We start from the raw sequence: 12,369 nt of genomic DNA on the forward strand, positions 1-12,369 counted from the left end.
CTGTGGAGGACCGGACCGGGCATGTCGCCCGGGCTGCCTACTATGGGAGGCGATGAGCGGCTTGTTCGACCACCTTCCCTTCGACGCCCCCGTGCCGTCCATGAGCGCGCGCGCGGCGAGTGGTCACGCCGACCCGGGCGACGGTGGGCCTGGCGGGGTGGACGAGCGTGGGGTGCCAGCGTGGGCCGTCGCCGGGGAGGACCCCACGACCGTAGGCTGACCTGCCGGCGAAGAGCAGCACGTCCTCGTCGAAGTCGCCGTAGAAGAACTCGAGGTCCTGCTCGACCTCCTGCGCCGGGCCCGCCGTCGCCATCAGCGGGGTGCCGCCCAGCAGCATCACGGTCGCGACGGCGCGGACCGTCATTCGTGTCGTCGACCACATCGTCCTGCTCCTCGTCACGGGGGTGCCGCCGAGGCCGGGTGCCCCGCTCGCGCACGGCGCCAGGGTGGCCCGGTGGCGCAAGAGGAGCGCAAGAACGTCTCAGCGGCGCTCGGCCTCGATCGCGACAGCGACGTCCCGCATCCGCTGCACGAGCCGGGCCAGGTCCGCCAGCTCGGCGTCGGTGAGCCGGTCCAGCACCAGCTGCCTGCCCAGCCGGGTCGGCACCTCGAGACCGGCCAGCAGCTCCTCCCCCTCGGCGGTGAGCCGCAGCAGCACCCGGCGCCGGTCGGCGGGGTCGTGCTCGCGCTCCACCCAGGCCTTGCCGACGACCCGGTCGACCAGGCCGCTCGTGGTCGCGGTGGTGACACCGAGGTGGCCGGCCAGGTCCTGCCCGGTGATGCCCGGGGTATGCCGGACCAGGGTGAGCACCTGCAGCTGGCGCAGCGTGAGGTCGGCCGGCAGCGGCAGCGGCTCGAGCCAGCGGATCGCGAGCGCGTGCAGCTCGGTCTCCGCCTCCGTGAGGCGGCCCAGCAGCGCCGTGCGCTCTCCCGGGTCGGGCGTGGACGTCATCCCGTGCGGTGCTCCCTCTCGATTCGGCCGAGGATAATGGTTCGCCTTAGGCTAGACATCCTATGTCGCGCCTCACCCTGTTCAGCGTCCGCAACCGGGCGCTGGTGGCCCTGGCCACCGTCTTCAGCATCCTGGCCGGGCTGTGGTCCGCGGGCAGCCTGCCCCGCGAGCTCTTCCCCTCGCTGCAGTTCCCCGTCCTCGTCGTGGCCACCTCCACACCGGGCTCGAGCACGTCGGTGATCGAGGAGCAGGTGACCGAACCGGTGGAGACCGCCGCCCAAGGGCTCAACGACGTCGTCGAGGTCACCTCCACCAGCACCGACGGCTTCTCGACCGTGATCGTCGAGCTGGACTACGGCACCGAGATCGGCGCGGCGCAGACGGACCTGCAGCGGGCCGTGCTCAGCCTGCCCGACCTGCCGGACTCGGCCACGCCGCAGATCTTCGCGGGCAACATCGACGACTTCCCGATCATCCAGCTCGCCGCCAGCGGCGGCGACGACGCCCGCGACCTCGTCGACCGGCTGGAGCGGGTCGTCATCCCCGACATCGAGGACATCGACGGCGTGCGCTCGGTGACCCTCTCCGGTGTCGCCGACCGGGTGGTCTCGGTCGACCTCGACGAGGAGGCGGCGCAGGAGCAGGGCGTGACCCTCTCGACCGTCACCCAGGTGCTGCAGGCCAACGGGGTGGTCCTGCCCGGCGGGTCGGTGCTCGACGGCGAGACCGAGCTGCCGGTCCAGGTCGGCTCCCGGCTGACCTCGGCCGAGCAGATCGGGCTGCTGCCGATGCTCGGCCAGGAGGCGGCCGCGGCCCAGCAGGCCGCCGCGCAGACGCAGCAGCAGGCGGACGAGGCGCAGCAGGCCGCGGACGACGCTGCTGAGGCGGCGGCCGCCTCACCGCAGGACCCTGAGCTCGCGGCCCAGGCGGCCGCGTCGGCCGCAGCGGCCGAGCAGGCGGCAGCCGCCGCCGAGCAGGCCGGCGAGGTCGAGATCCCCCGGCTGCGCGACGTGGCCACCGTGACGCTGGAGGAGCGGGAGGCGACGGCATACACCCGGACCAACGGCGAGCCGAGCGTCGGCCTCGCGATCACGAAGACGCCCGACGGCAACGCCGTCGAGATCAGCCACGAGCTCGAGGCGTTGCAGGACGAGATCAGCACCGCGCTCGGTGGGGGCGAGCTGGTGACGATCTACGACGGCGCGCCCTTCATCGAGGACTCCATCGAGGACCTCGCGACCGAGGGGCTGCTCGGCCTCGGCTTCGCGATCCTCGTCGTGCTCGTCTTCCTGCTCTCGGTGCGGCTCACGCTCGTCACCGCGGTGTCGATCCCGCTGTCCCTGCTCATCGCCCTGGTCGGGCTGCAGGCCGCGGGCTACACCCTCAACATCCTCACCCTCGGCGCGCTGACCATCTCGGTCGGACGCGTCGTGGACGACTCGATCGTCGTCATCGAGAACATCAAGCGGCACATCGGCCGTGGCGACGACCGGCGCACGGCCGTGGTCGAGGCCACGCGCGAGGTCGCCGGCGCGATCACCTCGGCGACGGTCGCCACCGTGGCGGTCTTCCTGCCGCTGGGCTTCGTCGGCGGGCAGGTGGGTGAGCTGTTCCGCCCGTTCGCGGTCACCGTGGCGCTGGCCATGCTGGCCTCGCTGCTCGTGGCGTTGACGATCATCCCCGTCCTCGGCTTCTGGTTCCTCGGACGCCGCACCGGGGGCGGCAAGCACGAGCCGGAGGCACCGCAGACCGAGGAGGACGACTCCCCCGACCGGCTCCAGCGGGCCTACCTCCCGGTCCTGCGCGCCGCGCTGGGGCGGCCCTGGCTCACCGTGCTGCTCGCCGTCGCGCTGCTCGGCGGCACGGGGTATGCCGCGACCCTGCTCAAGACCGACTTCATCGGGAGCACGGGCGAGAACACGCTGCAGGCGACCCTCACGATGCCGACCGGGACCACGCTGGAGGACACCGACGCGCAGGCGGCGCAGGTGGAGGAGTGGCTGGCCGAGCAGGAGGAGGTCGTGACCTCGCAGGTGACCGCGGGGAGCCCCGGCGGCATCGAGGCGGTCTTCCTCGGCAGCGGGGCCAACAGCGCGACCTTCGCGGTGACGCTCGAGGAGGGAGCGGAGGGCGAGGCCTTCGGCGACGAGCTGACCACCGCGGTCGAGCTGCCCGAGGGAGCCACCTTCACGGCTCAGGTCGGTCAGCAGGGCGGGCCGTCCGCCGCTGGGCTGGAGGTGCAGGTGCAGGGTCAGGACGTCGAGGACCTCCGGGAGACCGCGGACGAGGTGACGGCGCTCATGTCCGACGCCGGTGCGCTGGACGTGAGCAACAACCTCACCGAGACCGTCCCTGCGCTGCAGGTGCGGGTCGACCGGGCGGCCGCGGCGGAGGCCGGTATCGCCGAGGCCCAGCTCGGGCAGGTCATCCAGGCCGCGACCGACGGGGCGACCGTCGGCCAGGTCGAGATCGACGCCAGCCAGGTCGACGTCGTGGTCAGCGACGGCCAGGTCGACGACCTCGACGCGCTGCGCGAGCTGGAGGTCGGCAGCGGGGCCGACGGTGGAGCCGTGACGCTCGGCGACGTGGCCGAGCTGGAGACGGTCGAGGAGGCGGTGAGCATCACCCGCATCGACGGGCTGCGCGCCGCGACGGTGAGCGGCCGCTCCACGGCCGACGACCTCGGTGCGCTCACGGCCGACCTGCAGCAGCGGATCGACGACCTGGAGACGCCCGAGGGCGTGCAGGTCTCGCTCGGCGGGGTCAGCGCCGACCAGGAGGAGGCCTTCGCCGCCCTCGGCCTGGCGCTCCTGGCCGCGATCGCGATCGTCTACCTCGTCATGGTGGCGACCTTCAACTCGCTGGTCCAGCCGCTCATCCTGCTCGTGTCGGTGCCCTTCGCGGCGACCGGCTCGATCGGGCTGCTGCTGCTCACCGACACCCCGCTGGACATCGCCTCGATGGTCGGGCTGCTCATGCTCATCGGCATCGTCGTGACCAACGCGATCGTGCTCATCGACCTCGTCAACCAGTACCGCGCCCGTGGTCTGGAGCGCACCGACGCGGTCGTGGAGGGGGCCCGGCACCGGTTCCGGCCGATCGTCATGACGGCGGCGGCGACGATCCTGGCGCTCACCCCGATGGCCTTCGCGATCACCGGGGGCGGGGCCTTCATCTCCCAGCCGCTGGCCATCGTGGTCATCGGGGGCCTCATCTCCTCGACGGCCCTCACGCTCATCCTCGTGCCGGTGCTCTACGAGCTGGTGGGCCGCGGGGCTGCCCGGGTCGCCCGGGTGGGTCGGCGCGAGGATGAGGAGAGCGGGCCCGAGCGGCGCGACGAGGCGGCCGAGCAGCCCGCCTGAACGGCTGGGGCTGACGGTTGGCTCGGCGCACCTGTGAGGTACCTGCTGGACACCAGCGTGGTGTCCGCGCTGCGGGTCCGGGGAAGAGACCGCGCTCTCGAGGCGTGGGCCACATCGGTGCCGTTCGGCGATCAGTTCGTGTCGGCGTTCACGATCGCCGAGATCGAGCGCGGCGTGATCGCGAAGGGGAGCGCGCCGACCCGCGGCAGGGGGAGGTCCTGCGTCGGTGGCGTTCGCGGGTCCCGTGCTGGTCTTCGACCTGGCAGCGGCACGCATCCTCGCCGGGTATCGAGTGCCCGAGCGCTGTCAGTCGGTGAGGCGCGGGCTGCAGTATGCCCAGGACCCGGCGGGGCGCCCACAGCGCCAGACGGCGTAGGCCTGGGCGGGACGGCCGAGCACGCCGCTGACGTGGGCGTCGACGGCCTGTGCCGACGACGGCTGGTCCAGGAGCTCGCTGAGCGGGTGCGCCGACCACCCCTCCCGTTCTCCCGCCAGCCAGGCCGACAGCAGCGCACCACCCAGCGGCCCGAGCTCGTCCAGCGACAGATGGGGCGCGGCCCAGAGGACGAGGACGGTGCCGCGGGGTCGCGCCTCGCTCACCCGTGCCATCACCCGGTCGAGCCGGGTCCTGGCAAGAGCCGAGCGCAGACCCCGTGAACCGGTGAGCAGCCCGAGCCCGGCCGCCTCCGCCCGCCCCAGACCCAGCGCCAGCGCGCTGAGCCCGTCGAGATCGTGGCGCGGGTGCCGCTCGCTCAGCCGCAGCCACCCGGCCAGCTCCTGCGCCGGCGGCCCGGTGAGGGTGTGCGCGGTCGCACCGGGAAGGAGGTCGTCGACCAGGTCGTCCGGCAGCGCCAGCAACCCGGTGCCCTCCGGCAGGCCCGCGATCCGGGCGATCTGCGTGACCTGCGCGGTGGTGGGTCGCTCCGCGTAGGACGCGCGCACGGTCGACCGCGCGTGCAGCTCGGCGAGCGACCACGGTGGGCCCGATCCTGTGTCCGGGGCGCTCCCCTCGGTCAGCCGGAAGGTGGCCGCCTCTCTGGCGTCCACGTCCACGCCCCAGTCGATCTGCGCCTCGAGCCCGAGGTCGGCCGCGACCACGCGCACCGACAGCGCGAGCGACCCGAGCGAGAGCAGCAGGTCCCGCCGCCTCGCGTCCGCGACGGGCAGCTCGCGATCGGCGTGCCAGCCGAGGAGCAGGGTGGTGTCGTCGAGCGCCCGCAGGTCCCACGGCTGGGTGTTGTGGGCGCTGGGCGCCCGCCCCCAGTCGGCGGACCGCGCGAGCAGCCGCGCCGCCGGTGACCCGGGCCGTGCCCGTCCACGCGCGACCGGCGCCCCGGGCAGGGTCCCCTCCCGCACGGCCTCTCCCCCTCCGGCGTCCTCGCCCGCGGCGGCATCGACGGCCCGGGTGTAGAAGCAGGTCCCGTGCAGCGGTGCCCCTCCCATGGCGCGGAACTGCGCCTGCGACCCGACGTTGCCGTCCTCGACGAAGGTCACCCGCAGCGAGGCATACCCTCCGGCCTGCAGCCCTTCCAGCAGCTCGCGGGACAGCCACCGCATGAGGCCCTGCCCGCGGGCGCCCGGCACGGTCCCCTTGATGATGAGCACCGCGTCGCGGCGGTAGCGACCCTTGGTCACGAGCAGCCGCGCCATGTCCACCGGCGAGAGACGGCCGCCGGTGGAGCGCACGAAGGCGGTGAGGTCGGGCACGACGAGCACGAAGGCGACCGGCTGCCCGTCCTGCTCCAGCCACAGCAGCAGCCGCTCGTCGAGGAGGTGCGCCAGCCCGTCGGTCGCCTCGGCGAGCTCGTCGGCCTCGATGTGGGTGTAGTAGCCGAGCTCGGCGAACGAGGCGTTGAGCATCTGGCGCAGGAGCGGGAGCTGCTCGGCCAGGCGCCGCCGGTCCGCGCGGCGCAGCACGGTGCCCTCGGGGAGCCGATCCACCGGGAAGACCTCGGCCGGGTCCAGCGCTCCGAGCTCGCGGCAGACCCAGGTCGACCCCTCCCAGATCCGCTCGAAACCCAGCGCCTCCCAGTCCCTCGGGTAGTGGGGCGGGCTCCACGGCCCGTCGAGGAAGCCCGGCTCGTCCCAGCCGGAGGTCACCACCCCACCGACCTGGTTCGGCAGCAGCGACACCGGGCCCAGGAGCCGGGTGCGTCCGCGCTGCCGCGCGACCGCCTCGGCATACCGGACCATGGCGGCCAGCGCCGCCTCGCCGGCGAACTCGGTGGCCCCGAGCAGCAGGGTCGGCTCGCCGAGCTTCTCGTCCATCCGGGCGTCGGTGTGCAGGGTGGTGCGGCCGGCCACCGCGCCCCACGGGTCACGGACGACGACGAGCTCGACGGGGCCGTACTCGCGGTGCGGCCCCTGGCCGGTGAACCACGAGCGGATCGTGCTGTGCCACAACGGCACCCCGTGCGTCTCCCGTCGGGTGCCCCAGGGGTGCACCGTGAGGAAGTCGCGCAGGTCTGCGCGGGTGCGCACCGGTTCGACCCGCAGGTCCTCAGCTCTGGCCTTCGTCGGCTCCCCCTCCGCTGCGGCGTGGGGGCCGTCGGGCGAGCGCGTGGGCAGAGAGCTGGTGCGGGGCTGACCCGGTCGCCGGCCGTCACGGGCGCGCACCACGGTCGGCCCCACCTTCTCGGCTCCGATCGTCGTGAACCGCTCGATGTGGCGCATCAGGTGGTCCTCGGCGCGCCACACCCCGTTGCTGTAGCCGTCGGGGTGGGCGTGGTGCTCCTGCACGTCGCACCTCCCGACCGCCCGCTCCACGGTATGCCGCGCCGCCGCCGCCTGCTCCGGCGACGCGAACCACGCCACCACCCCGGCCGGACGGGCGCCGTCGAGCAGCCACTCGCGGCGCACCAGCCCCTCGGCCCGGCGCACCGCCCGGGCCACCCCGGCGAGCCAGCGCGGCGAGGCCCGGCCCGAAGTTGGGGCGAGCGTCAGCATCGCCGAGGCCTGCGCCACGGGCGGGGCGTGGGAGAAGTCACGGGTGCGCATCGGCACCCGTCTCGACGTCGGGGGCCGGAGCCGTCGCGGTGAGCGCGCTGTCCGCACGCCCGTCCGGAGCACCTGGCAGCTCGTAGACCCGGATGTAGCCGCCGGTGGCGTTCTCCGTGCCGTCGGTCACCCACTGCATGAGCTCGCGGTGGACTCCGCTGCGGGCGAAGCGCATGAGGTCCTCGCGCGTCGCGAACCAGCCGATGGTCCCGAGCGTGAAGGGCGGGTCGTAGTAGACCTGGTGGTGGACGTAGCCGGGCATCCGCCGCATCTGTCGCACCATCGCGCGCCACCGCGGGGTGAGCCGCGCCCAGGCGAGTGGGGAGGCATACCTCGTGGCGCCGACGAAGACGGCCCCGGCCCGCTCCATCAGGCCGGACCCGAGAGGTAGACCCGCTTGAGCTTGTCCGGGAGGTCGGCGAAGGGCCCGGTGCCCGCGTCGTGCACCCGCACCTCGATGTCGTCGCTGCGGTCGCTCTCCTCCAGCGACTGCGCGAAGTCGCGGCTCGTCCGGGCGAGGTAGTCGACGACGCCCTCGCGGACCTCCGCGGCCAGCGCCACCCGGCCCGGCGCGTCCACGTCCACCCCCTCGCGCAGCTCGAGGTGGATCGTCGGCTGCTGCCGGGTCGCGTCACCCTCGACGTCCTCCAGCGTCAGCGTGAAGGAGCCGATCTGGGCGGCCCGGCGCGGGTCGGTGTAGAGGCCGTTCTCGACGTCCTGCGGGTAGATGTTGGCGCCCATGAAGGAGATCGTGGCGTCGGCCCGGCCGAAGAGCAGCAGCAGCGGCAGCTTCATCCCCTGCTTGGCGAAGGCCTCCCGGGCCGGGGCCTGCCACTGCGGCTGGCTGCGCAGCACCGCGGCCAGGTCGTGCCAGTCCATGAGCCGCGCCTCGTCGCCGATGTTGTAGCGCAGCTTGGGCGAGAGCACCGCGGTCGAGGTGAGCGTGCAGAGCAGCTGCCCCTCCTCGGTGGTCTCGAGGTAGGTCTCCAGCGGGTTGTACTGGAAGATCATCGGGGTCCGCGACTCCCCCGGCCCGAGGACTGCCTCGCGCAGGTCGTGGTCCTGCAGCAGCGCGCGCCGCAGCCACACGGTGAGGTCGGTCTCGCCGCCGATGCCGATGGTGAGGTCGGACGCGCCGTAGCCGGAGCGGACGGTGAGGAAGCGCTCCTCGCAGTAGTCGCGCAGCGCCTCGGTCATGCCCTCCCCGCCGACCAGGCCGTGCATCCGCCAGGCCGGCCAGTCCCAGCCCTCGGCGTCGAGCCGGTCGCGCAGGTCCTTGAGGAAGGCGGGTAGGCCGCGACCAGGTAGGTGAAGCCGGGCCCGAAGTGGCGCAGCGTGTCGACGATCTTGTCCAGGTCGGGCCCGGTGTTCTTCACCATCGCGATCTTGGCCATCGCGATGCCGGTGTTGGTCCCGGTCGCCCACGCGCCCATGGAGTAGGCGTTGAGGACGAAGAGCCGCTCCTCGTCCCGCATCATCAACGCGGTGAAGCCGGCGACGTTGCGGTGGATGTCGGCGAGCTCGTCCCGGCCACGGACCCAGTTGAAGGGGGTGCCGGAGCTGCCCGAGCTCTCGTCCACCAGCGTCCCCCGCAGCTCCAGGCGACCGGCGCGCGTGCGGGCGGCCTCGTCATACCGCTGGACGTAGCCCGACTTGTCCGTCGGCGGGTAGTTGGTGAGATCCCACCAGCGGAAGCGCCAGTCGTGCTCGGCCAGGTGCTGGCGGTATGCCGGCACGTGCAGCGACCCGAGCTGGCAGGTCATCCACGCGTGCAGCCGGGCGAAGTCGCCCATCCACGGCTGGTAGTGGGTCGCGGTGAAACGCCAGGTGGCCGGGTGCACCTTGTAGAGGCTGTAGGTGGTGGTGAGGGCCCGCGTCCCCGCGCGCAGGGTGCCGCGCCGGGCCGCGGTGAGCGGCCGACTCATCCAGACCTTCTCCCCCACGTCCCGCCAGCGCATGAAGGGACTCTAGCCTCGAATCTCCACCGGACGTCGCGAGTGGTTCCCCTCACCCCAACCGAGCGTCGCGCACCATCGGGCTGGCAGCGCCAAGGTGACCATCATGGTGGGTCTGCGAGACGAGGAGATCGAGCAGGTATGTGGTCGGGCGAGGCCCGCGTACCGTCACCGGGGCTGTGCCGGGTCGCCGTGCTGGTGGCACCCACCGAGGGATCACAGGATCACCAGCCGCCGGGGCCGTCCGAGCCCGCGGCATACTCCTCCAACGGCACCTCGCCCGCCCGCCAGGCGGCGTAGACGGGTTCGACGATCCGCCACAGCTCCTCGGCCTCGTCGCCGCGGATCGTCAGCAACGGGTTGCCGTCGAGGATGGCGCCGAGGATCTCGCCGTAGGGCAGCATGCGGGACTTGCCGAGCTCGGCGGCGAGCTCCTTCTGCTCCAGGTCGAAGGGGTCCCCCTCGGCGTTCATCGACAGCTCCAGCGCGACGCTGCCGGGCTTGAGCTCCAGCACCAGCCGGTCCGGGCCGGGTGCCGGGCTCAGGCCCGTGGGGGTGTGCGCGGGCTCGCGGAAGACGACCACGACCCGCTTCGCCTTGTCCCCGAGCGCCTTGCCCGAGCGCAGCACGAAGGGCACCCCGCTCCAGCGGGCGTTGTCGAGCTGCACGGTGAGCTGGGCCAGGGTCTCGGTCTCGCGCTCGGGGTCGACGCCCTCCTCGGAGGCGTAGTCCGGGACCTGGGTGCCCTCGACCTCACCGGCGGTGTAGCGCGCCCGGCGGGATGCGGCCGTCGGGTCGTGCCCCCACGGCTGGACGGCCCGCAGCGCCTGCGCCTTGAGCCCGCGGATCTCCTCCGGCTGCATGGTCGCCGGGGCCTCCATGGCGAAGAAGGCCAGGATCTCCAGCAGGTGGCTCTGGATCATGTCCATGAGCGCACCGGCGTGGTCGTAGTAGCCGGCGCGGCCCTCCAGCGCCAGGGTCTCGTCGTAGCAGATCTCGACCCGCTCGATGTGCTCGGCGGTCCAGATCGGCTGCAGCAGCCGGTTGGCGAAGCGCAGGCCGATGAGGTTGAGGATGGTGCTGACGCCGAGGAAGTGGTCGATCCGGAAGATGCTGCCCTCGGGCACCACCCGCAGCAGCTGCCGGTTGAGCTCCTGCGCGGACTCCAGGCTGTCGCCGAAGGGCTTCTCCAGCGCGAGCCGGGTCCCCTCCGGCACCCGCAGCTCCTCCAGCAGCACGCAGACCTTGACCGTGACCGCGGGCGGCAGCGCGAAGTAGAGCGCCAGCGGGGAGCCGGTCTGCTCCAGCAGTGCGCGGAGCTGGTCCTTCTCGAGCAGGTCGGTGCGGTGATAGGTCGAATCGGCGACGACCCGCTCGGCCACCTCCTGCGGCACCTCGGCCTCGGCCAGGCTGTCGCGGACCTTGGCCTGCCAGTCCTCCTGGCTCAGCTCGACCCGGTCCGCCCCCATCACCCGCACGGTCCGCCCCGGCTCCTCGCGCAGCAGCGTGCCGAGACCGGGGAGAAGCAGCCGGCGGGTCAGGTCTCCGGAGGCGCCGAGGATGAGCAGGGTGGTGGTCTGATCAGGCATACGAGCGGTCCCTCCCATGGGGTATGTCGGGTCGGCGCCAGTCTGGCAGGTCCGGTGCTCAGCCGCGTGCCGCAGCCCGGGCGCGGGGTCCGACGTCCCGGCGGTGGACGAGCAGCGAGACGCCGAGGACGGCGAACCCGCCGAGCGAGAGCGCCGCACCGACGAGCGCCGGGGCGCGGTAGCCGTAGCCCGCCGCGATGACCAGCCCGCCGACCCAGGCGCCGAGGGCGTTCGCGACGTTGAGCGAGGCGTGGTTCATCGCGGCACCCAGGGTGCGCGCGGAGCCCGCGACGTGCATGAGGCGCAGCTGCAGCCCCACCACCCACGCCGAGCTGGTCAGCCCGATGGCCGCCACGGTGAGCAGCGCCGGGACCGTCGCGCCGGAGCTCCAGAAGAAGACGAGCAGCGAGAGGGCGGAGCCGGCGCCGGTGAGGACCAGGGTGCGCAGCACCGACCAGTCCCCCAGCCGACCGCCGAGCCAGGTGCCGAGGACCGACACCACGCCGTAGACGAAGAGGAAGACCGGGACCCACCCCTCGTCCAGCCCGGTGACCTCGGTGACCGTGGGGGCGATGTAGGAGTACGTGGCGAACATGCCGCCGAAGCCGATGGCGCCGATCGCCAGGGTCAGCCAGAACTGCGTGCTGGTGAAGGCCCGCAGCTCGGCGCGCCGCGACTGCGTGCGGTCCCGCGGCGTGCGCGGGACCCAGGCCCGCACCAGCAGCGCCGCGAGCAGCCCGATGACCGCGACCGCCCAGTAGCTCACCCGCCACCCGAAGACCTGCCCGGCCCAGGTGCCGAGCGGCACCCCCAGGAGCAGCGCGATGGGGATGCCCAGCATGACCGTGCCCACGGCGCGCCCACCGCGGCCGGGGCCAGCCAGGGAGACGGCCACCAACGAGGCGAGTCCGAAGAAGCCGGCGTGCGGCAGCCCGGCCACGAAGCGTGCGACCACGAGCGTGCCGAGCGACGGGGCCAGCGCGGCCGCGGCGTTCGCGAGCGCGAAGAGCAGCATGAACCCCACGAGAAGGGCCCGGCGCGGCGCCCGGGCCGCGCCCACCGCGGCGACCGGCGCCCCGACGACGACCCCGAGGGCGTAGGCGGAGATGGCATACCCCGCGGTCGGGATGCTCACGTCCAGCCCGGTGGCGATCTGCGGCAGCACGCCCATGGTGACGAACTCGGCGACCCCGATGCCGACACCACCCAGGATCAGCGCCGCGAAGGCGAGGGTATGGCGCGGCCCGGCGGCGGGGTCGGGCGCGCCGTCGGTGGCGGTGCCGGGGCGGACGGGGGTGTGCGGGGTCGACAAGGAGAACCTCTGATCGGAGGAGCACGACGGTGGGGAGGCCTCCAGCCTAATGGGAGTGCAGTCACCCCTCCGGAAGGACTGGGGTGGGAGGCTGGTGGCCGAGCCGTCGGCCGGTGAGCACCGTTCTCAGCCCGAGGTCGTCAAGGAACCTCTATGCGTAGATCGTGTCCCGGCCGGCGGGTAGGTCGCCCGTTGAGTGCTA

9 protein-coding genes are annotated in these 12,369 nt (G+C 73.2%); 1 reads left to right on the plus strand and 8 read right to left on the minus strand.

Annotated features, from left to right (window positions below; translation table 11 throughout):
- Positions 1 to 40 precede the first annotated feature (40 nt).
- Positions 41 to 382 carry a hypothetical protein gene (locus BJF86_RS18010; protein WP_237768235.1) on the minus strand — a complete coding sequence of 114 codons (342 nt, stop codon included), beginning with the start codon at positions 380 to 382 and terminating at the stop codon, positions 41 to 43.
- A gap of 99 nt (positions 383 to 481) precedes the next feature.
- Positions 482 to 952, minus strand: a complete 471-nt coding sequence (locus BJF86_RS14280) for a MarR family winged helix-turn-helix transcriptional regulator (protein WP_075819893.1) — start codon at positions 950 to 952, stop codon at positions 482 to 484.
- A 62-nt stretch (positions 953 to 1,014) separates the two neighbouring features.
- Here BJF86_RS14280 and BJF86_RS14285 point away from each other — a divergent pair, with 62 nt between their 5' ends.
- Positions 1,015 to 4,314: an efflux RND transporter permease subunit gene (locus tag BJF86_RS14285; protein WP_075819895.1), complete on the plus strand. Its 3,300-nt coding sequence runs from the start codon at positions 1,015 to 1,017 to the stop codon at positions 4,312 to 4,314.
- Positions 4,315 to 4,620: 306 nt separating this feature from the next.
- Here BJF86_RS14285 and BJF86_RS18415 read toward each other — a convergent pair whose 3' ends face one another.
- The 6 genes from BJF86_RS18415 to BJF86_RS14310 form a co-directional block, all read right to left on the minus strand.
- On the minus strand, positions 4,621 to 7,311 hold the full coding sequence (locus BJF86_RS18415) for a hypothetical protein (RefSeq protein WP_202817359.1): 2,691 nt from the start codon (positions 7,309 to 7,311) through the stop codon (positions 4,621 to 4,623).
- The gene (locus BJF86_RS14295; RefSeq protein ID WP_187345628.1) at positions 7,298 to 7,681 is read right to left on the minus strand and encodes a DUF4188 domain-containing protein; all 384 of its coding nucleotides are present in this window, start codon (positions 7,679 to 7,681) and stop codon (positions 7,298 to 7,300) included. Before BJF86_RS14295 ends, BJF86_RS18415 begins: the two co-directional genes overlap by 14 nt.
- Positions 7,681 to 8,535, minus strand: coding sequence for a hypothetical protein (locus tag BJF86_RS19100; RefSeq protein ID WP_237768236.1), 855 nt, complete (start codon positions 8,533 to 8,535; stop codon positions 7,681 to 7,683). The genes BJF86_RS14295 and BJF86_RS19100 overlap by 1 nt, the downstream gene beginning before the upstream one ends.
- The gene (locus BJF86_RS19105) at positions 8,505 to 9,269 is read right to left on the minus strand and encodes a hypothetical protein (protein WP_237768237.1); all 765 of its coding nucleotides are present in this window, start codon (positions 9,267 to 9,269) and stop codon (positions 8,505 to 8,507) included. Before BJF86_RS19105 ends, BJF86_RS19100 begins: the two co-directional genes overlap by 31 nt.
- 221 nt (positions 9,270 to 9,490) lie before the next feature.
- A complete protein-coding gene (locus BJF86_RS14305; protein WP_075819899.1) occupies positions 9,491 to 10,855 on the minus strand; it encodes a glucose-6-phosphate dehydrogenase in 1,365 nt (454 codons plus the stop codon).
- Between the two features lie 58 nt (positions 10,856 to 10,913).
- Positions 10,914 to 12,167, minus strand: coding sequence for an MFS transporter (locus BJF86_RS14310; protein WP_075819901.1), 1,254 nt, complete (start codon positions 12,165 to 12,167; stop codon positions 10,914 to 10,916).
- Positions 12,168 to 12,369 lie beyond the last annotated feature (202 nt).

This window comes from Serinicoccus sp. CNJ-927 (assembly GCF_001942435.1).
GTDB classification, from domain to species: Bacteria; Actinomycetota; Actinomycetes; order Actinomycetales; family Dermatophilaceae; genus Ornithinicoccus; species Ornithinicoccus marinus.